Raw genomic sequence first — 20325 nt, 5'->3', positions numbered from 1 at the left:
GGGTTGGCTGAAGTGCTGGAAGGACGCCTGAAGAATTCTGAAAGCCTTGTGCCGCAAGGCCTGCAGCGCCCTGCCGTCATTCGTCCGCTTGTTCGTGACCCAGCCACCACACCTGGCCCGGCTGCGGACCCTGCTGCGGGTGCTCACGGTGTTCGATCGCATCGAGCGTGCGCCCGGTGCCTGCCGCAGCCCAGGCTGACATCAGTTTTTCGACCGCAGCGCGGCCCTGTGCGGCAATACCGAGATTGCGCTCGCGCACCCAGCCGTCGTCATCCTCGCGGCTGTCGTCATCGTGCTGGTGCGGTGCCCCATAGCTGCAGCGCAGGCACAGGTGACGTACCGAATGGGTCCAGTCTTCGACCAGGCCGATGCCGGGCAACGTCATTGCGCGCAGCGCGGCGATGTCGTCCGGCGAACCGCATTGCACGAACACGGCGTAGGTCGCCATGTCCGACTGCTGCAGGCGCTGCATGGCATTGAACACCGGTACTTCGCGCTCGCCGTAGGTCCGGCGCCCGGTGGAGGCGCCGTCGTGCAGCACGATGTCGCCGAAGCGGAACCCGCTCTCCGCAAGCGGCACGTTTTCCAGCCGCGCGCGTACCGGATCGAGCCGGCGCATGTACACGGTCTCGCCGCCGGACCACGGATTCAGGCGAACACAGGCAACACCGAAATTGCCGTTGATCGGGCCTTCGCCCTCGGGGAGGGTGATGCCGCAGCGGGTCCATTGCCGGCGCGCCTCGGCCCAGTCGCCGGCGCCGGTGGCGGCAATTCCCGCATTCCACGCGGTCGCCTCATCGACTTCATCGCGCAGCTGCTCGGAGCGGAGATTGTCCTGCAGCGACAACGCCCACTCGCGCAGGTACTTGTGTGCCAGCCCGCGCATGTAGTGCAGGTGGGGGATGTCGGGTGTCCATTCGACGAGCTGGCCGAACAGCATTGCTGCGTCAGCCAGGTCGCCCGCATCAAAGGCCGCATAGGCGCGGGCCTCCAGCGCCTGCAGCTTTTCGAGGGTTTCGTCGTCCAGCAGTTCGCCGTCTGCGTCGTGGTCTGCGGTCATGTCCGTGTGCCAGTGAAGATCCAGCGCCACCTTAGCTCAGGCAGGTCGTGTGTTGTCCTGCAGCGAAGTGCTTTCGACGTTGTGCAGCCACGACCGTGTCAGCTTCCAGCGGCACGCCACTGTCCAGCGGACGACATGCACGGACATCCGCACCACGGGCCGATCTGTTTGCTAACGTGGCGGCGCCTTCGACCCGGGAGTTTCCATGTTCCGCCAGACCTTGGCCGTACTTGCAGTGCTGATCGCCGGCGCCCTGCCCATTGCCGCGCAGGCGCAACCGGCGCAACCGCCGATCTTCGGTGCGTACTATCCCGGCGGCTCCGCCGAGCGCTATCCGGTATCGAGCATCCCGGCCGAACGACTCACCCATCTGTTCTATGCGTTTTCCACCATCGAGGACGGACGCTGTGCGATCGGTGCCGAGGCGCCAGCCAACTTCGCCGCATTGGCCGAGCTCAAGCGCAGGCATCCGCATCTGCGCACGTTGATTTCGATCGGGGGCTGGGGCGCGGGCGGATTCTCCGATGCGGCGCTGACCGAGACCAGCCGCAGGCGCCTGGTCGATTCGTGCATGGCGTTGTTCTTCGAGCGCCATGCCGGCAGCTTCGATGGCGTGGACATCGACTGGGAGTTCCCCGTCAGCGGTGGCCCGAAGGAACTGGCGCACCGCCCGCAGGACCGTGCCAACCTGACCAAGCTTGCGCAGGCCTTCCGGCTGGCGCTGGATGCCCGCGGCAGAAAGGCGGGGCAGCCGATGCTGCTGACCGCCGCGCTGGCCGCTGGCCGTCTGCAGACCGATGGACCATACGACCCCGCCGCCAGCTACGATCTGCCCGCGTTGGCCAAGGTGTTCGATTTCATCAACCTGATGAGCTACGACATGGGCACCGGCTTCTCGTCGGTATCGACGTTCAATGCACCGCTGCATGAAGTGCCTGCCGACCCGCTGGCGCCGGAACTGCGGCGCTGGAACAACGTGGCCGGTGCCGTGCAGTACTACCGCGAGCATGGCGTGCCGGCGGGCAAGCTGGTGCTGGGCGTGCCCTTCTACGGGCGCGGCTTCAAGGTCACCGGCGAGTCGGCGGACGGCCTGTACCAGGCCTACAGCGCGCCGGCCGACGCCGGTGACTGGCGGGTGATCAAGGCGCGCTATCTCGACCAGCCGGGTTGGACGAAGCATTGGCAGCCGCAGGCGCAGAGCCCGTGGCTGTACAACCCGGCGCAGAAGATCTTCATCAGTTACGAGGATCCGCGCTCCATCGGCCTGCGTGCGCAGTTCGCGCGCGAGCAGGGCCTGGCCGGTGTCTTCATGTGGGAGCTGACCGGTGACGATGAGCAGGCCAGCCTGCTCAACGCCATGCTCGCTCCGTGGCAGAAGGCCCGCGTCGGCGACTGACCGGTTCGACATCTCCGGACCGGGGCTGGTACGGCGGTGACGGGCAAACGCTGTGGCCTGAAACCGCACATCGGCGCCATGTACGCAGCGCTAAGCTGCGTGCATGATCATCATCGACCGCCTGGACCATCTGGTGCTTACCGTTGCCGACATCGAGCGCAGCTGCGACTTCTACCAGCGCGTGCTGGGCATGCAGGTCGTGCGCTTCGGCGCCGGCCGCGTCGCCCTGCAGTTCGGCCAGCAGAAGATCAACCTGCACCCGGCCAGCGCGCCGTTGCAGCCCCACGCGCTGCTGCCGACCCGTGGCAGCGCCGATCTGTGCCTGATCACCCCGCTGGGCGTACAGGCGGTGCTGGCCCACCTGCAGGCCCAGCAGGTGACGATTGAAGAAGGACCGGTGCCGCGTACCGGAGCGCTTGGGCCGATCGAGTCGGTGTACTTCCGTGATCCGGATGGGAACCTGATCGAAGTGGCCCGCTACGTGGAAGCCATGTAAACCCGCGTGCTGCGAGCGGGCTTGGTCAGTTCGCCCACACGCTGTTGGGGTCACCGTTGCGGGCCCGCCGCTGGCTCGCATACGCCAAGCGCGCAAAGCCAAACGCCATCGCCAGTGCCATCGCATCGATCCAGAACAACGGCCAGTGGCCGCGTGCGGCGGCCAACCACAGCCAGTCACCGTTGAGGGCGCCGTGCGCCAGCGGCACCAGCGCGGTGCTGATCGCCGCAGCCCACAGCAGTTCGCGCGCCGCCTGTGCCGGGCGGCGCAGGGCTGCCCACAGCGCACAAGCCGCCCAGGTCACGAAGCAGGCCCAGCGGATGCCGTGATCGACCTGGGCAGGCGCTGCCCGCTCCAGCACCAGCGCGGCCACGAAGGTCACCGAGATCGCCACGCACAGGCCGATGCAGACGCCCACCGTGGCCCGCGCCATGTTGACGGCCGCGCGCGACTGCTGCGGCTGACGGCGCTTGCGACGCGACTCGATCCACAGCAGGTTGCCCGAATAGAACAGGAAGGCGCCGCCGAGGCCCAGCAGGAAGTACAGCCAGACCACCACGCCGTTGCCGAACTCGCCGAAATGCAGGGCGTAGGCGGCACTGAGCGTGGCGTGATTGGCATCGCGCTGGCCAGGCAGCTGGCTGGCCAGCACGCGGCCGCTTTCGACATCCAGCGCGACAGCGCCGAGCGGGCCAAGCGTACCGCTGGCCTCGCCGGTGATTTCGATGGTCGCGTTGGCATCACCGCCATTGGCCAGTTTCAGGTAGGCCGGTTCGAAGTTGGCCACGCCCTGCGCGCGGGCCACTTCCAGCGCCCGCGCGTGCAGTTCGCGCAGGCTGCCCGGTGCGGCAGGGATGCCACTGGCTTCGCGCAGCGGCGCGGTATCCATCGCCGTCGGTACCGCCTGCAGCGCCTTGCCGTCGTAGATCAGGGGATCGAGTACCGCCATCTGCATGAACACCAGGCAGAGCAGGGCGCCGGTCACCGCGAACATCAGGTGGAACGGCAGGCTGAGCACGCCGATCACGTTGTGCGCGTCCTGCCACTGCTGCTTGAGATTGCGGCCCGGGCGCAGCGCGAACAGATCGCCCAGCAGCTTGGGCAGGTGGATCACCAGCCCGCTGAGCAGGGCCATGCCGTACAGCAGGCTGACGATGCCCATCACGTAGATCCCGGCCACCGGCAGGCCCAGGCTGTAATGCAGTTCGTTGACCAGCTCGGCCAGCCCGGTCTGCGGTGGCGTCGGACTGCCGCCGGTCTGTCCTGGCCATGCATAGCGCCAGCTGCCGTCTTCGGCCTGCCAGTAGGCCAGCGGCTGCGGATGATCGGCGCCCGGGAAGGTCATGCCGACGTGGCGACGCGCTTCCGCATGCGTGGCCAGCACGTCGTCGAGCAGGTACTGGGCGTCATCCAGGCCGGCCGGCAATGCGGTTGCCGCGCCAGGCGTCTGCCACAGCGGGAGGTCATGGTGGAACAGGGTCAGTGCGCCGGCATAGAACGCCACGAACAGCCCGAAGCCGGCGACCAGGCCGACCCAGGTGTGCAGGGTGGTGAACGTGCGCAGGGTCTGTGAACTGAATTTCATGCGGTCGATCTCATTGCACTGCGCCGGCCAGGCGCAGCAGGCCGAGTACGGCGAAGCCCAGGGCCGCGCAACCGGCCAGGGTCAGCCAGGCGCGCAACGGGCTGCGGAAACTGAAGGCCCACAGCGCGGCCAGCATCCACAACGGGACGAACGCGATCAGGCTCGGCACCAGGGCCTTCTGCCAGGGGCCCGGCGGCAGCCATGCGACCAGGCCGGTCGCCGCAGCGGCAAGGAAGAAGCCGGCGAAGATGCCGGCCAGTGCGCGCGACCACATCAGCGCGGCTCCACATCGGGGCGGTGCCACGCGGCCAGTGCCGGCAGCAGCATGGCGGCCAGCATCCAGGTGCACAGCATCGCCACCAGGCCGGCGGCAAAGCCCAGTTCGGCCATCCACAGCCACAGCGCAGCGACTGCAGCGACCAGGCCGATCTGCCGGCCCAGGCGCCCGGCACGGCGCAGGCGTGGCCAGCGGCAGTGCGGGGAGGCGGCATAGAAGGCCAGCGCGGAGAACATCGCCGACAGCATGCCGAGGCTGCAGAAGCCCAGGGTCGACAGGCCAACGGTGATCATCGGGGGCTCCGGGCCCGGCATATGGCCGGTGAACGCGGGGCACGGGCGGGACCGGCAGGCGCCGGTCGGGGCGGGTGGCGCATTGCAGGATCCTGGGGGGAAGCGGGCAGGCCGGCACGGGGCGGGCTGCGCGGACATGGTAATCATTGCGTTTTCACGCCGCCAGCCAGCGCCATTCAGGCACCGCTTGGGCTTTGTCCGCCGCTGGTTTAAGATCACGGGCAACCACATCCTGGAACCAAGGTGGCCCGCGCACTGCGCCGGCCGAGCGTGCGACATGAGCACTACCACCGCCCACTGTTGACCTGCCCCGAAGGCCCTGCATTCCAGGCGCCCTCGCGGCGCTTTTTTATTGCCCGGACGACAGCCCGGGAGCGCTTTCCAGCCCGCTACGGCGGGCCCCGCATGAAGCCATTGCAATGATCACGATTACCCTTCCCGACGGCAGCCGCCGCGAATTCGAAAACCCCGTCAGCGTCATGGACGTCGCCCAGTCGATCGGCGCCGGCCTGGCCAAGGCCACCATCGCCGGTTCGGTGGATGGCGTGCTGGTCGATGCCAGTGACGTCATCGACCACGATGCGTCCCTGCGCATCATCACCGCCAAGGACGAGGAGGGCGTGGAGATCATCCGCCACTCCAGCGCCCACCTGGTCGGCCACGCGGTCAAGCAGCTCTATCCGGACGTGAAGATGGTGATCGGCCCGGTGATCGCCGAGGGCTTCTACTACGACATCTACTCCGAGCGCCCGTTCACCCCCGAAGACATGGCGGCGATCGAAAAGCGCATGGGCGAGCTGATCGCGCAGGACTACGACGTCATCAAGAAAGTGACGCCGCGCGCGGAAGTCATCGAGATCTTCAAGGCCCGTGGCGAGGACTACAAGCTGCGCCTGATCGAGGACATGTCGCCTGACATCCAGGCGATGGGCATGTACTACCACCAGGAATACGTGGACATGTGCCGTGGTCCGCACGTGCCGAACACGCGCTTCCTGAAGGCCTTCAAGCTGACCCGCATTTCCGGCGCCTATTGGCGCGGCGACGCGCAGAACGAGCAGCTGCAGCGCGTCTACGGCACCGCCTGGGCCGACAAGAAGCAGCTCGATGCGTACATCAAGCGCATCGAAGAAGCGGAGATGCGCGACCACCGTCGCATCGGCAAGCAGCAGGACCTGTTCCACCTGCAGGAAGAGGCCCCGGGCCTGGTGTTCTGGCACCCGAAGGGCTGGGCGCTGTGGCAGGTGGTCGAGCAGTACATGCGCAAGGTGTACCGCAGCACCGGCTACGGCGAAGTGCGCTGCCCGCAGATCCTGGACGTGTCGCTGTGGCAGAAATCGGGCCACTGGGACAACTACCAGGACGCGATGTTCTTCACCGAGTCGGAGAAGCGTACCTACGCGCTCAAGCCGATGAACTGCCCCGGCCACGTGCAGGTGTTCAACCAGGGGCTGCACAGCTACCGCGATCTGCCGATCCGCTACGGTGAGTTTGGCGCCTGCCACCGCAACGAGCCCTCCGGCGCGCTGCACGGCATCCTGCGCGTGCGTGGCTTCACCCAGGACGACGGTCACGTGTTCTGCACCGAAGACCAGGTCGAGGCGGAAGTGACCGCGTTCCACCAGCAGGCGCTGGCGGTGTACCAGCACTTCGGCTTCGAGGAGATCCAGGTCAAGATCGCGCTGCGCCCCGAATCGCGCCTGGGCGATGACGCCACCTGGGACAAGGCAGAGGGCGCGCTGCGCTCGGCGCTGTCCAGCTGCGGGGTGGAATGGCAGGAGCTGCCGGGCGAGGGCGCCTTCTACGGCCCGAAGATCGAGTACCACCTGAAGGACGCCATCGGCCGCACCTGGCAGCTGGGCACCATGCAGGTCGATTTCATGATGCCCGGCCGTCTGGGCGCTGAATACGTGGACGAAAACAGCCAGAAGAAGCATCCGGTGATGCTGCACCGGGCCATCGTCGGCTCGATGGAGCGTTTCCTGGGCATCCTGATCGAGCACCATGCCGGCCAGTTCCCGGCCTGGCTGGCGCCGACCCAGGTGGTAGTGGCCAATATCACCGATGCGCAGGCTGAATACGTCTCTGCGGTGACCAAAAGCCTTGCGGATCAAGGCTTCCGCGTCAGCGCCGATTTGCGTAACGAGAAGATCGGCTATAAGATTCGCGAGCACACGCTGCAGCGCGTGCCGTACCTGCTGGTCATTGGTGACCGCGAGAAGGAAAACGGCGCTGTGGCGGTGCGTACGCGTTCTGGCGAAGATCTCGGCAGCATGAGCCTCCAGGCTTTCACCGAGCGGCTCCAGGCCGAGGGCGCGTAAACAAAGGTCCGGCCCGTGCGCATTGGCGCCCGGGCCGGGTTCGACACCCTTGGGAGATCGCAATATCAGTACCCCTGACAACAAACAGAACCGCAAGAATCAGGAAATCCGTGTGCCGCGCGTCCGCGTGATCGGCAGTGACGGAGAAATGATCGGCGTGTTGACGCGAGACGAAGCGTTGTCCATGGCCGAAGATGAAGGCCTGGACCTGGTCGAGATCCAGCCGCAGGCCGACCCGCCGGTGTGCAAGATCATGGACTTCGGCAAGTTCAAGTTCGAAGCCCAGAAGAAGGCCAGCGAGGCCAAGAAGAAGACCAAGCAGGTCGAGATCAAGGAAGTGAAGTTCCGTCCGGTCACGGACGAGGGCGACTACCAGATCAAGCTGCGCAAGATGCGCGGTTTCCTTGAAGAAGGCGACAAGATCAAGGTCAACATCCGTTTCCGTGGCCGTGAAATGAGCCACCAGGAACTGGGCCGCGAGATGGCTGGCCGGATCGAAGCCGATCTGGGCGAAGACATCGTCATCGAATCCCGTCCGCGCCTGGAAGGGCGTCAGATGGTGATGATGATCGCGCCGAAGAAGAAGACCTGACGCCTGACGGGCTGCCTCGCGGGGCGCCTGGCGGCTGAATGGATGAAGGTGAAGGGACGCCGCTGGCGTCCTTTTGCTTTTCCGGGGCGGGCAGGGCCGGTCTCGGTGTGAAAACGGTGTGGGGGCTGGTTACAGGGCGGATTTGCCTGTATCATGCCCGGCTCGACCCACCCAGGACGGGTCGTACGCCGATCATGGCAGGACGGAAAGAGCGGCCCAGGCCGCCGCCAGATCAGTCAGAAACCAGGGTCATATCCCATCAAGGACATTGCAATGCCCAAGATCAAGACCAACCGGGCAGCGGCCAAGCGTTTCCGCAAGACCGCCTCGGGCAAGTACAAGTGCGGCCACGCCAACCGTAGCCACATCCTCACGAAGAAAGCGACCAAGCGTAAGCGTAACCTGCGTCAGACGAATCACGTCCGCGCAGAAGACGCAGGCCGTCTGGACCGCATGCTTCCCTACCTCTGAGGACTGATACATGGCACGAGTAAAGCGTGGCGTACAGGCGCGTCGCCGCCACAAGAAAATCCTTGATCTGGCGAAGGGCTACTACAACGCCCGTCGCAAGGTCTTCCGCGTCGCCAAGCAGGCGGTCATCAAGGCACAGCAGTACGCCTACATCGGCCGTAAGCAGAAGAAGCGCAACTTCCGTTCGCTGTGGATCACCCGCATCAACGCGGCTGCCCGCATCAACGGCCTGAGCTACAGCCGTTTCATGAACGGCCTGCTGAAGGCTGGCATCACCCTGGACCGCAAGGTTCTGGCTGACATCGCCGTGCACGACGCAGCTGGCTTTGCTGCACTGGCCGAAAAGGCCAAGGGCGCACTGGCGGCATAAGTCCTTCCCGATGCCGTTGCCGTTCACGGAGAACGGTGTCAGGTAGAGGCAATGCATGGGGAAGGGCGCAAGTCCTTCCCCATTCTTTTTTGTGCCGGGCGCAGCCGTGTAGATGGCGGGCGACCGGCAAGCGGTTGCGACGGCGCGGCCCTTCGCGCATCGCGATGGCAGACCGACTGGAGTTCCGGCTACCCATGAGCGACATCCAATCCCTCACTTCCCAGGCGCTGGCCGATGTGGCCGCCGCGCAGAGCCCGGACGCGCTGGAGCAGCTGCGCGTGGCCCTGCTTGGCAAGAGCGGCAGCATCACCTCGCAGCTCAAGCAGCTCGGTGCGCTGCCGGCCGACGAGCGCAAGGCGGCCGGTGAGGCCATCAACCAGGCCCGCGACGCGCTGAGCAGCGCGCTGGGCGAGCGCAAGGCGGTGCTGGAAGATGCTGCGCTCGATGCGCGGCTGGCTGCCGAGGCGATCGACATCACGCTGCCGGGCCGCAGTGGCGAACGCGCCGGCCTGCACCCGATCACACGCACCCTCGAGCGCATCACCGGCATCTTCGGCCGGCTGGGCTACGAGTTGTCCGAAGGGCCGGAGATCGAGGACGACTGGCACAACTTCGAGGCGCTGAACTTCCCGCCGCACCATCCGGCGCGCGCCATGCATGACACCTTCTACTTCGGTGACGGCCGGCTGCTGCGCACGCATACCTCCGGTGTGCAGGTGCGCTACATGGGCGAACACCAGCCGCCGCTGCGCATGATCGCCGCCGGCAAGGTCTACCGCAGCGACAGCGACCAGACCCATTCGCCGATGTTCCACCAGGTCGAAGGCCTGCTGGTCGACGAGCATTCGACCTTCGCCGACCTGAAGGGCACGTTGTCCGAGTTCGTGCGCGCGTTCTTCGAGCGTGATTTCGAGATGCGCTTCCGCCCCAGCTACTTCCCGTTTGTTGAACCCGGCGCGGAAGTGGACATCGCCTGGCAGCAGCCCGATGGCAGCACCCGCTGGCTGGAAGTGCTCGGCTGCGGCATGGTGCATCCGAACGTGCTGCGCAACGTCGGCATCGATCCGGAACGCTACACCGGCTTTGCCTTCGGCATGGGCGTGGAGCGTTTCGCGATGCTGCGCTACGGCGTCAACGACCTGCGCGCGTTCTTCGAAAATGACGTGCGCTTCCTCAAGCAGTTCGCGTAACGCATAAGGTAGCGCCGGGCCATGCCCGGCGGACTCAACAACGCAGGCCCAGGCGCATGCGCCGGGCCCACCAGGGTGAACCCATGAAATTCTCCGAAAACTGGCTGCGCAGCCACGTCCCGACCACTGCCTCGCGCGATGAGCTCAGCGCGGTGCTGACCGCCATCGGCCTGGAAGTGGAAGACGTGACCGCGCTTGGCGATGGCCTGCAGCACGTGGTCGTCGCGCGTATCGTCGAAGCCGAGCGCCATCCCGAAGCCGACCGCCTGCAGGTGTGCAAGGTTGATGCGGGGCAGGCTGAGCTGCTGCAGATCGTCTGTGGTGCGCCGAATGCACGACCGGGCCTGGTCGCGCCGCTGGCGATGGTCGGTGCGCAGATCGGTGAGTTGAAGATCAAGCCGGCCAAGCTCCGCGGCGTCGAATCCAACGGCATGCTGTGTTCGGCCAAGGAGCTGGGCCTGGACAACGATGCCTCCGGTTTGCTGGAACTGCCGGACGACGCGCCGGTCGGCCAGTCCCTGGTGGAGTACCTCGGCCTGCCGGATGCCAGCATCGAGATCAAGCTGACCCCCAACCGCGCCGACTGCTTCAGCATCCGCGGCATCGCCTATGACGTCGCCGCAGCGACGCGCAGCGAGGTACTGGATTTCATCGCAGCGCCGATCGCTGCCCAGAGCAGCCGCGAGCTGGCAATCCAGCTCGATGCCGGTGCCGAAGCGCCGCGGTATCTGGGTCGTGTCATCGAAGGAGTCAACGCTGCGGCGAAGACCCCGTTGTGGATGGCCGAGCGCCTGCGCCGCAGCGGCGTGCGCCCGGTATCGCTGCTGGTCGACATCACCCAGTACGTCATGCTCGAGCTGGGCCAGCCGATGCACGCCTACGATCTCGGCACCCTGCAGGGCACGATCAGTGTGCGTCGTTCGCGCGCAGGCGAAAGCCTTAAGCTGCTGGATGGCCGTGATGCTGCGCTGGACGACAGCTTCCTGGTGGTCACCGACGCCGATCGTGCGGTCGGCCTGGCCGGCCTGATGGGCGGCTTCGATACGCGCGTCACCGATGCCACCACCGCCGTGTTCCTGGAAGCGGCGCACTTCGCGCCGGCCGCGATCATGGGCCGCGGCCGCAAGCTGGGCCTGCACACCGATGCCGGCCACCGCTTCGAGCGTGGCGTCGACCCGGCGCTGCCGCGTACTGCCATCGAATACGCCACCCGCCTGGTGCTGGATCTGGCCGGCGGTACCCCCGCACCGGTTACCGAAGCGGTACGGGAGGCCGACCTGCCGCAGCCGGCGACGATCCTGCTGCGCCGCGCGCGCATCACCCGCGTGCTGGGCATCACCATCGAAGACGCCGAAGTCGAGCGCATCCTGCGCGCGCTGGGCATGGACGTGGTCGCCGCTGGCGAAGGCTGGCAGGTCACCGCGCCGAGCCGCCGCTTCGACGTCGCCATCGAAGAAGACCTGATCGAGGAGCTGGCCCGGATCCACGGTTATGAGCAGATCCCGACCACGCTGCCGGGTGGCGCATCGCGTGTCGCGATGCCGTCCGAGACCCAGCTGGATGCGCTGAGCGTGCGCCGCCAGCTGATCGCACGCGACCTGCAGGAAACCGTCAATTTCGCCTTCGTCGACGATGGCCTGCTGGGCCAGTGGCAGCTGCGCGAGGATCTGGTGCCGCTGGCCAACCCGCTGTCGGCCGAACTGGCGGTGATGCGCCCGTCGCTGCTGCCGGGCCTGGTCGCCACGCTGGGCCGCAACGCCGCCCGCCAGCTCGGCCGGGTGCGCCTGTTCGAACTCGGCCGGGTGTTCGCGCAGCAGGCAGGAGATGGCCAGCCGGCGCCGCTGGAAACCCCGCGCGTGGCCGCTGCGGTCTGCGGTGAAGCGCAGGCTGTGCAGTGGGGCCTGCCGACCCGCAAGGTTGATTTCCATGACCTGAAGGGCGACCTGGAATCGCTGGCCGCGGCCAGTGGCGCGGTCCTGGAGTTCCGCCCATCCTCGCGTGCCTACGGCCATCCGGTGCGTTCGGCCGAGGTGTTCCGCGACGGCCTGGCCATCGGCTGGATCGGCCAGATCCATCCGCGCCTGGCCAAGGCGATGGACATCGACGTGGACGTGTACGCCTTCGAGCTGGATCTGGAAGCGCTGTCGGCCCGTGCGCTGCCGCGCGCCGGTGAACTGTCGCGCTACCCGGCAGTGCGCCGCGACCTGGCCTTCCTGGTGCCTGAACAGGTGGCCTGGAGTGACCTGGCTGCGACCATCCGCCAGGCTGCCGGTCCGCTGCTGCGCGAGCTGAACCTGTTCGATCGCTATGTCGGCCAGGGTGTCGAGCCGGGATTCAAGAGTCTCGCTATGGGCTTGATTTTGCAGGACAAGTCGCGCACTCTGACGGACCGCGACGTGGAAGCGGTAGTGGCCGAGGCGGTCACTGCCATCGAGCGTGAACACCACGCCCGGATCCGCGGCTGAGCGGGCAGCACTCGGGGGTAGCAGGCAATGGCATTGACCAAGGCGGAGATGGCGGAAAAGCTGTTCGACGAAGTCGGTCTGAACAAGCGGGAAGCCAAGGAATTCGTCGACGCGTTCTTCGATGTGCTGCGTGAAGCATTGGAACAGGGACGTCAGGTGAAGCTGTCGGGCTTTGGCAATTTCGACCTGCGGCGCAAGAACCAGCGCCCGGGTCGCAACCCCAAGACCGGCGAGGAAATTCCGATTTCCGCCCGTACGGTGGTTACCTTCCGTCCGGGCCAGAAGCTCAAGGAGAGGGTGGAAGCTTATGCTGGATCCGGGCAGTAACCGCGAACTTCCGCCGATTCCGGCCAAGCGCTACTTCACCATTGGTGAAGTCAGTGAACTGTGCGACGTCAAGCCGCACGTGCTGCGCTACTGGGAAACCGAGTTTCCCAGTCTCGAGCCGGCCAAGCGCCGTGGCAACCGTCGTTACTACCAGCGCCACGACGTGCTGATGGTGCGGCAGATCCGCAGCCTGCTGTACGAACAGGGCTACACCATCGGTGGCGCGCGCCTGCGCCTGGATGGTCCGGATGCGCGCGAGGAATCGGCCTTGAGCAACCAGATCATCAAGCAGGTGCGGATGGAACTGGAAGAAGTGCTGCAACTGCTGCGTCGCTGACCCATTTCCGCCGTAATCCGCTATACTTCACGGCCCGCCGCACTGGCGGGCACATCGCAGCATCAGTCGGGGCGTAGCGCAGCCTGGTAGCGCATCTGCCTGGGGGGCAGAGGGTCGTCGGTTCGAATCCGGCCGTCCCGACCACTGTGATGTAACAGACAAGCCTGCGCAGCGATGCGTGGGCTTTTTTGTTGCGGCGTTGTATCCTGCGCGCACTCGTACTACCGCGGCTGCTGAACCCGGTACTCACGAGAACACGATCATGGAAACGCAAAGGAACCGCGCCTGGAGGCGCTCGCAGTCGCGCCACCACGCTGGCGACCACACGGCAGCACCGTCGATCTTCAAGCCGGAAAAGAACTGGAAGCTGATGTATACGCGCGGCGACAAGCTGCTGCGGGCGCGCCAGCTGGGTTTCACCTATCCAGTCCTCAGCTCGCGGCAACTGCTGGACCAGGAATGTTGAACCTGTTGTTTGTCTGCAGTCGCAACCAGCTGCGCAGCCCCACCGCTGAAGCGATGTGGCAGCGCCGGCCAGGTATCAGTGTGCGCTCGGCAGGCACCAGCCCGCATGCGCGCCGGCCCATCAGCCCAGCGGACATCCGCTGGGCTGATGTCATCTTCGTGATGGAGCCCAAGCACCAGCATCGGCTGCAGGCGAATTTTGCCCGCCTGCTTGAACACACGCCGCTGCACTGCCTGGATATCCCCGACGACTATCGCTGCATGGATCCGGCGCTGATGGCGCTGCTGGAAGCGAAGGTCGCGCCTTACCTCACATCGTCAGTAGCGAAGCGGTAGATCAACTCCGGATCGCCTTCGTCGAGGCCGTGCACGATGCCGCACTGCTGGAAACCAGCGGCTGCCAGCAGCCGCTGCATGTTGGCGTTGGATTGGTTGGTGGAGGTGAAAAGCCTGGCACCTGCGCTGCACGACGTGGCATGCAGAAGCAGCGCGCTGCCGACGCCGTGTCCGCGCAGTGGCGCGGCGACCATCAGCATCTCGATGAAGGCTTCACCGAAGAAGTGCCGGTGCTGGACCCGGTAGCCGGCCAGCGTGCCGTCGAGTTCGGCGACGTGCATGTGGCCGTCCGCCAGCCATTGGCCGATCTGCACGGCACGCCGTGGGTCATCGGCCGCAACGCTGTCCAGGGCGATCAGTGCCGGAAGATCCGTGCACACGGCCGCGCGTATCCGAACTGCTGGAGCCCCCACGTTCATCGCCGACGGCTGCGCAGCAGCAAACCGCTGCCGCTGAGCAGGCAGGCCAGAAGCGTGAGCAGCGACAGCGGCAGGTGGAACTCACCACGACCGGCCGCAGCAAAGCCTGCATGGATGAGGGCTGTGCCGATACCCAGCGCGCCGCACAGCAGTGCGTAGCGGCGCGCAGAGCCCAGGCCGAGCACGACCTGACGGTAACCGTGCAGCAGTACGCCGATGGCAAGCAGATTGAAAAGCAGGAATCCCTGGATGCCGCCGGGCACCTGGAACATCCGCCACTCCTGCCAGAACGCGGCATCGATCTGATGCAGCAGCAAGGACATCATCGTTGCCAGGTACCAGCGTTCCATGCGGTGTTTCCTGCTGCGGGAGCTTCATTCTAGCGATGATGGGCCCGCAGCCATCGCACTCAGTAGACGCGGAATTCGGCGCGGCAGCCGTCGCTGACCCATACACCGCGTCGGTCCCAGCCCCAGTTGCGGTCCTCGGTGCAGGTGGTGACCGATTTCTGCTTGACCAGCCGCACGTCATGACGGACGCGGATGCGGCACTGTTTCTCCTTGTTTTCGTAGGATTCGCAGACCAGGCGCTCGCCATCGCGATCACGGTCACGCCCACGCCCGGGCCAGCGGCCACGCCCGCGCTCTTCGGCGACGAATTCGGCGCGGCAGCCGTCGGTAACCCACAGCATGCCGCGGCGCTGTCCCCAGTTGTCATCTTCAACGCATCGCGTCACCGACAGCTGCCGCGCCAGTCGCGCGCGTCCTTCGAACGGGCACTGCTGGGTCTTGTTGAAGTGCGATTCGCAGGTCGTGCGCGGTGACGATTCGCTGTCGTAATCCTGTGCCGAGACGGTCGTTGCGGCCAGCAGCAGGGCAAGTGCAGAGCCGCCCAAGGGCAGTAGCAGGCGAAGGCTCATTGAAACCTCGGTTTGGGGATGGGACGCAAGAATGGCGCACGTATGGCGCTCTGCGACGACTGCGGGCTGCGCTGGCTCAGGACGGATTTATAAGTGTGCGACGGCGCATGCAGGGCGTTACATCCCGTATCATCCCGGGCACATCCGATTGCATCGGTTTACAGTTTTTTACACGTTCCAGCGCTTTCGGACGCGGCCTTCGGGCATCGCCCGTGGCCGCTGGCGCGGGTGCGGACAAGGATGTGCGGACCACGACGACCACAGGGGGTTGCGTTGATCAGCAGTATCGTCATTCATCGGTCGGCCGGCACAGGCGCGGCCGACGTGCAGGTCCTGGACACGACGTTCAAGGGCAAGCGTGTTTTTGTTGCGTGGGGCCTGCGTGGCCTGGAACTGACCCGCGAAGCCGAGCCGGAAGATACGGTTGCGGCCCGCGATGCCTTGCGGCGGGTTTCCCGCCAGGCCGACGGGCCGCGCAGCAGCGAGATTTTCATTGCCAGCCAATCGGGCGTGGCCATCAGTGTCTACCGGATGCTGACCGAAGCCCGCAGCGGCGACGCCGTGTTCTTCCTGTGCGATTCGCCACCGGTGGTGGAATGGCTGGTTACTTCGCTGGAAGTGCAACCCGAATCGCCTGCGTGACCGGACGCCTGACCGTGCAGTCGAGCCTGCTCGACTGCACCCCGCCGTGGGTTACGCCAACGCTGCGTCCACTGCCGCGCGCGCATGCAGGGTCGTGGTGTCGAACAGCGGCACCGGGCTGTCTTCGGCGCGTACCAGCAGCATGATCTCGGTACAGCCGAGGATGATCGCCTGGGCACCGCGGGCAACGAGGCGTTCAATCACTTCGACGTACACCTGCCGTGATCGCTCGTTGACCACCCCGGCGATCAACTCCTCGTAGATGATCGCGTGCACCTCGCGGCGGTCATCGGCCTCCGGAACCAGTACGTCCAGGCCGAAGCGCTCGCTCAGGCGGCCACGGTAGAAGTCTTCCTCCATGGTGAAGGCGGTGCCGAGCAGGCCGACGCGCTGCAGACCGGCCTGCACGATCGCCGTGGCAGTCGGGTCGGCGATATGCAGCAAGGGCAGCGGGCAGGCCGCCTCGATCTCAGCAACGAGCTTGTGCATGGTGTTGGTGCAGATCAGCAGCAGGTCGGCGCCACCGGCCTGCAGCCGCTGTGCGGCATCGACCATCTCGTTGCCCAGGGCATTCCAGTCGCCGTCGTGCTGCAGCTGCTTGATGCGGGCGAAATCCAGCGACCACATCAGCAGCTGCGCCGAATGCGCGCCGCCCAGCCGCGCGCGTACCTCTTCGTTGATGAGGCGGTAGTACTGCGCCGAACTCTCCCAGCTCATGCCACCGATCAGGCCAAGCGTCTTCATGCGTGTCTCCGTGCCGGGGAAGCGCCATTGCAGCACAACAGGGGCCAGGACGTGCAATTGTGGGTGGACCCGCCGCAGCAGCTGCCGACGGGCCTGATCGGCGTGATAATGGGGTACGACAGGCAGAGGGCAGGGCGATGGGCGAATGCTGTGGCTGCGGCAAGACGCTGGATGTGGCAGCCATGCAGGCGCGCCACCGGCGCGTGCTGTGGATCGTCCTGCTGATCAACCTGGCGACCTTCCTGATGATGGTCGGCGCGTCCTGGTACAGCCATTCGTCCTCGTTGCTCTCCGGTGCGCTGGACAACCTGGGCGATGCGGCCACATACCTGCTGAGCCTGCTGGTGGTGGGGGCCGGCGTGGCGGCCAAGGCGCGGGTTGCGTTGTTCAAGGGCGTGCTGATCCTGGCTGCGGCCGTGGCAGTGGCGGCACAGATCGGATGGCGGCTGGCGCATCCGCAGGTCCCCCTGTTCGAAAGCATGGGCCTGGCCGCGCTGTTGAACCTGGCTGCCAACGGTTTCTGCCTGTGGCTGCTGACGCCGTATCGCAATGATGACGTGAACCTGGCATCGGCCTGGGAATGCGCACGCAACGATATCTTCGAGGGCGTTTCGGTGGTGCTGGCGGCGGGGCTGGTGGCGCTGTTCGGTGCCGGTTGGCCGGACCTGCTGGTCGCCATCGCGCTGCTGGTCGTGTTCCTGCGCTCGGCGCTGCGGGTGCTGCGCATCGCGATGACCGAGCTGCGCGCATCGCGCATTGCCAGCAGCTGAGCCGCAGCAGCTGTAACCGTCGAATCGACCCCGGACTGTACATGGTGGTGGCAGCCGCTGCGCACTATCCTTGCAGGGATTACTACGGTGGATGAAGTGATGGCCCTGCATACCTGGTGGTGGTTCCTGGCGACAGTCTTCGTGCTGTGTGGCACGCCGGGCCCGAACATGCTGCACATCCTGGGGCGCAGCGTCGGCCTCGGCTTCCGTCGCAGCGTGCCGGCCATGGCCGGTTGCCTGCTGGCGATGCTGCTGGTGCTTGCGGCGTCCGCGGCCGGCTTGAGCGCGGTGCTGCGATCATCGCCGATGCTGTTCGATGTGCTGCGCTACCTGGGTGTGGCCTACCTGGCCTGGCTGGGCATCAAGGCGTGGCGGGACAGCTACCGGCAGGCGCCGGTGGTGACAGACGTCGATGCAGCAGCGCTGCCGCCGGTGCACGGTGCCTGGGCAGTGTTCCGTGGTGGCCTGCTGGTGGGGTTGAGCAATCCCAAGCTGCTGCTGTTCGCCGCCGCGTTCCTGCCGCAGTTCGTCGACCCCGCGCGTGGCCAGGCCGTGCAGTACACGGTGCTGGTGGCGACCTTCGCCACCTGCGAACTGTTCTGGTACGTGATGTATGCCGCAGGCGGACATGGGCTGCGCCGTTGGCTGGCAAAGCCATTTGCGCAACGCTGGTTCGAACGCCTGGTCGGCAGCGTGTTCCTCGCTTTCGCAGTGGCGCTGCTGCGCTTCCGGCCGCGCTGAGCGGGTTCGTTTCACGCCGCGCCTGCGACCTGTTCACGCGTGTGGCATCGCGGCGTACCTAACCTGATCCCACCTTCAGTATTCCCGCCAGGGAGAGGATCAACATGATCAAGTGGGCCATCATTTTCGCCATCATCGGCCTGATCGCAGGTGCGCTGGGTTTCGGCGGCATCGCCGGCGCTGCCGTGGGTATCGCCAAGTTCCTGTTCTGGGCCGGCATCATCATTGCCGTTGTGCTGTTCGTGCTTGGCATGACCGTCGCCAAGAAGGTCGCCTAGCCCGGGTGTTCGTGCAGCAGCGCGTTCAATGCGCGCTGCTGTGCGAGAACAGGTTGATGACCAGCACGCCGGCACAGATCAGGCCGATGCCGATCAGCGCCGGAGCGTCCAGGCGCTGCTTGAACACCAGCAGTCCGATCAGCGAAATCAGCACGATGCCGACGCCGGACCAGATCGCATAGGCAATGCCGGTGGGGATCGACTTCATCGTCAGCGACAGCAGGTAGAAGCACACGCCGTAACCGGCAAGCGCGCCCAGCGTGGGACCGAGCCGGGTCATGCCTTCGGATGCCTTGAGCAGGGACGTGGCGATCACCTCCAGCACGATCGCACCGGCCAGGTAGAGATATGGGTTCATCGAATCCTCCTGCTCATGCCGGTTCGCACAGCTTCAGTGCCTCCAGGGCCATGGCCTGGGCATTCTGGCGCTCGTTTTCGTCCAGCGGCCGCCCATAGGCGGTGGCCCAGTAACCATCGGCAACGCAACGCGCGGCGTACAGGCGCGGATCGCTGGCTTCATCCGGGAACTCGGCGAGCATGCCGCGGAGCCACGTGCGCCAGTAGACCAGAAGCGCCGGCTCCAGCATGTTGCCCATGGTGAGCCCGATGTCGTTGATCTGCTCCTGCTGCAGCAGATGCTCGAAATTCACCTGCACATAGGCACGGCTGAAGCCGCCATGGCGGCGCGGGGACTGTCGCAGCACCGCACGCACTCTGTCCTCGAAGTCGGCGATGAGCGAGGTCAGCGTCGCCTCGATCAGGTCCTGCTTGCTGCTGAAGTGATGGAACAGCGCGCCCTTGCTGACACCGGCGGCGTCGGCGACGTCCTGCACGGTGAGGGCCGCCAGCCCATTCTGGCCGAGGGTATGGGCGGTCGCGTGCAGCAGTGCCTGGCGCACGCTGTCGGGCGCCTTGCGGCGGGAGCGGGGAGGGGATTCTGTCATGGGGGGAACGAAACCGACTGGACGGTATGATTGTAGCGCGGGGGCGATGCGCCCGGCGCGCACGATCAGGTCTTGAGCTCACTGCATATAGAACGCGATGCCGGTGCCGAGCTGCAGGTCAGGGCTGTTGCGATTGAGGCCCAGGTCGAACGAGGCGTCCAGCTGCACGTTCGGCCGCAGCATCCAGGTCAGCCCTGCGCCGGCGATGGCCTGGTCGGGTTGCTGGTTGGCGTGGGTGAAACCGGCTTCGAGATAGGTGCCCAGCCGCTCGGTCACGCTCAACGAGAGGCTGGGCGACCAGGTGGTGCTGCGCTGGCCGGCGCCACGCTGATGACTGCCATACAGCGCGCCGCTCCAGCGGTCGTTGAAGCTGTGCTCGACGCTGGCGGCCAGCGCGTACTGGCGGCCGTCGCTGAAGGCTGCATCGCCACGCGCGATCACCCCGCTGGCCAGCAGCGCCCACGCCGTGCGCTCGGTACTGCCGGGACCTGCCCATTTCACTCCGACGGTGCTGTCGCCGGTGCCGCGCTGCTGCGTGCGCGGCATGTCGGGGCCACGTTCTCGCTGACGCTGCCATGGCGTGGACGCCAACTGCAGTTCCCAGCCCGGAGCCAGCCCGGTGCGCAGCAGCAGGTCGCTGGACAGCGTCGTCGTGCGCAGGCCGTCGCGATCACGCTCACGTTGATAGCTGGGCAGGCCCAGTTCGACGGCAAGGCCGCCACGCGGCACCGTGTCGGTGCCGAAGCCGATGCCGGGACGATCGAAGCTGGGAGGTTCCGCGCCCAGCACCGGGGTGCTGGCCAGCGACAGGGCGATCAACAGGGTGTGGCGCATGCGGGTTCCGTCTCGCAGGGGGTCTTCAGCATGCCCGGCGGTACCGTGCGCGC

Annotated in this window: 27 protein-coding genes and 1 tRNA gene; 17 read left to right on the top strand and 11 right to left on the bottom strand. The window is 66.2% G+C overall.

The genetic code is table 11. From position 1 onward, the window contains the following. Positions 1-76 precede the first annotated feature (76 nt). Positions 77-1060, bottom strand: coding sequence for a hypothetical protein (locus J2X70_RS06945; protein ID WP_309909577.1), 984 nt, complete (start codon positions 1058-1060; stop codon positions 77-79). 205 nt (positions 1061-1265) lie between these two features. Here J2X70_RS06945 and J2X70_RS06940 point away from each other — a divergent pair, with 205 nt between their 5' ends. Continuing rightward, positions 1266-2456 (top strand): glycoside hydrolase family 18 protein, encoded by a 1191-nt coding sequence (locus J2X70_RS06940; protein ID WP_309909575.1) that lies wholly within the window; start codon positions 1266-1268, stop codon positions 2454-2456. A gap of 106 nt (positions 2457-2562) precedes the next feature. After that, positions 2563-2952, top strand: coding sequence for a VOC family protein (locus tag J2X70_RS06935; protein ID WP_343122494.1), 390 nt, complete (start codon positions 2563-2565; stop codon positions 2950-2952). Positions 2953-2977: 25 nt separating this feature from the next. On the opposite strand, the gene J2X70_RS06930 is transcribed toward J2X70_RS06935, so the two are convergent. From J2X70_RS06930 to J2X70_RS06920, 3 genes are read right to left on the bottom strand one after another with little or no spacing between them, the layout of a single operon-like run. Then, complete coding sequence (locus J2X70_RS06930; RefSeq protein WP_105164419.1) at positions 2978-4537, bottom strand: PepSY-associated TM helix domain-containing protein; 1560 nt, start codon at positions 4535-4537, stop codon at positions 2978-2980. A gap of 10 nt (positions 4538-4547) precedes the next feature. Continuing rightward, the gene (locus J2X70_RS06925) at positions 4548-4811 is read right to left on the bottom strand and encodes a hypothetical protein (protein WP_025876252.1); all 264 of its coding nucleotides are present in this window, start codon (positions 4809-4811) and stop codon (positions 4548-4550) included. After that, on the bottom strand, positions 4811-5107 hold the full coding sequence (locus J2X70_RS06920; RefSeq protein WP_025876254.1) for a hypothetical protein: 297 nt from the start codon (positions 5105-5107) through the stop codon (positions 4811-4813). Before J2X70_RS06920 ends, J2X70_RS06925 begins: the two co-directional genes overlap by 1 nt. A gap of 419 nt (positions 5108-5526) precedes the next feature. Between J2X70_RS06920 and thrS the strand changes: the two genes are divergently transcribed. The 11 genes from thrS (at position 5527) to J2X70_RS06865 (ending at position 13981) form a co-directional block, all read left to right on the top strand. Continuing rightward, the gene (gene thrS / locus J2X70_RS06915; RefSeq protein WP_025876257.1) at positions 5527-7428 is read left to right on the top strand and encodes a threonine--tRNA ligase; all 1902 of its coding nucleotides are present in this window, start codon (positions 5527-5529) and stop codon (positions 7426-7428) included. Between the two features lie 49 nt (positions 7429-7477). Further along, positions 7478-8020: a translation initiation factor IF-3 gene (gene infC, locus J2X70_RS06910; RefSeq protein ID WP_025876259.1), complete on the top strand. Its 543-nt coding sequence runs from the start codon at positions 7478-7480 to the stop codon at positions 8018-8020. A 273-nt stretch (positions 8021-8293) separates the two neighbouring features. Continuing rightward, a complete protein-coding gene (rpmI, locus tag J2X70_RS06905; protein ID WP_002811096.1) occupies positions 8294-8491 on the top strand; it encodes a 50S ribosomal protein L35 in 198 nt (65 codons plus the stop codon). 10 nt (positions 8492-8501) lie between these two features. Then, positions 8502-8861 carry a 50S ribosomal protein L20 gene (gene rplT / locus J2X70_RS06900; protein WP_005410435.1) on the top strand — a complete coding sequence of 120 codons (360 nt, stop codon included), beginning with the start codon at positions 8502-8504 and terminating at the stop codon, positions 8859-8861. 194 nt (positions 8862-9055) lie between these two features. Then, positions 9056-10051 carry a phenylalanine--tRNA ligase subunit alpha gene (gene pheS, locus J2X70_RS06895; RefSeq protein WP_032978609.1) on the top strand — a complete coding sequence of 332 codons (996 nt, stop codon included), beginning with the start codon at positions 9056-9058 and terminating at the stop codon, positions 10049-10051. Positions 10052-10134: 83 nt separating this feature from the next. Continuing rightward, positions 10135-12516, top strand: coding sequence for a phenylalanine--tRNA ligase subunit beta (pheT, locus tag J2X70_RS06890; RefSeq protein ID WP_309909570.1), 2382 nt, complete (start codon positions 10135-10137; stop codon positions 12514-12516). Positions 12517-12543: 27 nt separating this feature from the next. After that, the gene (locus J2X70_RS06885; protein ID WP_005410432.1) at positions 12544-12843 is read left to right on the top strand and encodes an integration host factor subunit alpha; all 300 of its coding nucleotides are present in this window, start codon (positions 12544-12546) and stop codon (positions 12841-12843) included. Continuing rightward, positions 12824-13180 (top strand): MerR family transcriptional regulator, encoded by a 357-nt coding sequence (locus tag J2X70_RS06880; protein WP_005410431.1) that lies wholly within the window; start codon positions 12824-12826, stop codon positions 13178-13180. The genes J2X70_RS06885 and J2X70_RS06880 overlap by 20 nt, the downstream gene beginning before the upstream one ends. A 67-nt stretch (positions 13181-13247) precedes the next feature. Next, positions 13248-13324, top strand: a tRNA-Pro gene (locus tag J2X70_RS06875). Positions 13325-13442: 118 nt separating this feature from the next. Then, positions 13443-13646: a hypothetical protein gene (locus J2X70_RS06870; protein WP_059064700.1), complete on the top strand. Its 204-nt coding sequence runs from the start codon at positions 13443-13445 to the stop codon at positions 13644-13646. Beyond that, positions 13640-13981, top strand: a complete 342-nt coding sequence (locus J2X70_RS06865) for a phosphotyrosine protein phosphatase (RefSeq protein ID WP_059064699.1) — start codon at positions 13640-13642, stop codon at positions 13979-13981. Before J2X70_RS06870 ends, J2X70_RS06865 begins: the two co-directional genes overlap by 7 nt. Here J2X70_RS06865 and J2X70_RS06860 read toward each other — a convergent pair. From J2X70_RS06860 to J2X70_RS06850, 3 genes are all read right to left on the bottom strand, one after another. Further along, positions 13951-14295, bottom strand: a complete 345-nt coding sequence (locus J2X70_RS06860; RefSeq protein ID WP_309598819.1) for a GNAT family N-acetyltransferase — start codon at positions 14293-14295, stop codon at positions 13951-13953. The genes J2X70_RS06865 and J2X70_RS06860 overlap by 31 nt on opposite strands. Before the next feature lie 101 nt (positions 14296-14396). Next, positions 14397-14750, bottom strand: a complete 354-nt coding sequence (locus J2X70_RS06855; RefSeq protein WP_059064697.1) for a DUF6713 family protein — start codon at positions 14748-14750, stop codon at positions 14397-14399. Between the two features lie 59 nt (positions 14751-14809). Further along, a complete protein-coding gene (locus J2X70_RS06850; RefSeq protein WP_059064696.1) occupies positions 14810-15319 on the bottom strand; it encodes a DUF3011 domain-containing protein in 510 nt (169 codons plus the stop codon). A gap of 273 nt (positions 15320-15592) precedes the next feature. Here J2X70_RS06850 and J2X70_RS06845 point away from each other — a divergent pair, with 273 nt between their 5' ends. Then, positions 15593-15961 (top strand): hypothetical protein, encoded by a 369-nt coding sequence (locus tag J2X70_RS06845; RefSeq protein WP_025876311.1) that lies wholly within the window; start codon positions 15593-15595, stop codon positions 15959-15961. A gap of 51 nt (positions 15962-16012) precedes the next feature. Here J2X70_RS06845 and J2X70_RS06840 read toward each other — a convergent pair whose 3' ends face one another. Beyond that, positions 16013-16705 (bottom strand): aspartate/glutamate racemase family protein, encoded by a 693-nt coding sequence (locus tag J2X70_RS06840; RefSeq protein ID WP_099784890.1) that lies wholly within the window; start codon positions 16703-16705, stop codon positions 16013-16015. A 137-nt stretch (positions 16706-16842) separates the two neighbouring features. Between J2X70_RS06840 and J2X70_RS06835 the strand changes: the two genes are divergently transcribed. The 3 genes from J2X70_RS06835 (at position 16843) to J2X70_RS06825 (ending at position 18494) form a co-directional block, all read left to right on the top strand. Continuing rightward, positions 16843-17475 carry a cation transporter gene (locus J2X70_RS06835; protein ID WP_134832867.1) on the top strand — a complete coding sequence of 211 codons (633 nt, stop codon included), beginning with the start codon at positions 16843-16845 and terminating at the stop codon, positions 17473-17475. Between the two features lie 99 nt (positions 17476-17574). Next, on the top strand, positions 17575-18216 hold the full coding sequence (locus tag J2X70_RS06830) for a LysE family translocator (protein WP_309909563.1): 642 nt from the start codon (positions 17575-17577) through the stop codon (positions 18214-18216). Between the two features lie 104 nt (positions 18217-18320). Then, positions 18321-18494, top strand: a complete 174-nt coding sequence (locus J2X70_RS06825) for a DUF1328 domain-containing protein (RefSeq protein ID WP_025876319.1) — start codon at positions 18321-18323, stop codon at positions 18492-18494. A 25-nt stretch (positions 18495-18519) separates the two neighbouring features. On the opposite strand, the gene J2X70_RS06820 is transcribed toward J2X70_RS06825, so the two are convergent. The 3 genes from J2X70_RS06820 to J2X70_RS06810 form a co-directional block, all read right to left on the bottom strand. Further along, complete coding sequence (locus tag J2X70_RS06820; protein WP_032978627.1) at positions 18520-18852, bottom strand: SMR family transporter; 333 nt, start codon at positions 18850-18852, stop codon at positions 18520-18522. Between the two features lie 13 nt (positions 18853-18865). After that, a complete protein-coding gene (locus J2X70_RS06815) occupies positions 18866-19438 on the bottom strand; it encodes a TetR/AcrR family transcriptional regulator (protein WP_134832865.1) in 573 nt (190 codons plus the stop codon). Between the two features lie 78 nt (positions 19439-19516). Further along, complete coding sequence (locus tag J2X70_RS06810; RefSeq protein ID WP_309909558.1) at positions 19517-20272, bottom strand: transporter; 756 nt, start codon at positions 20270-20272, stop codon at positions 19517-19519. Positions 20273-20325 lie beyond the last annotated feature (53 nt).

Origin of the sequence: Stenotrophomonas sp. 1337 (assembly GCF_031455455.1) — a bacterium.
Lineage (GTDB): Bacteria > Pseudomonadota > Gammaproteobacteria > Xanthomonadales > Xanthomonadaceae > Stenotrophomonas > Stenotrophomonas indicatrix.
Note: the sequence above shows the minus strand (reverse complement) of the source record. Positions and strands in the feature narration are given on the sequence as shown.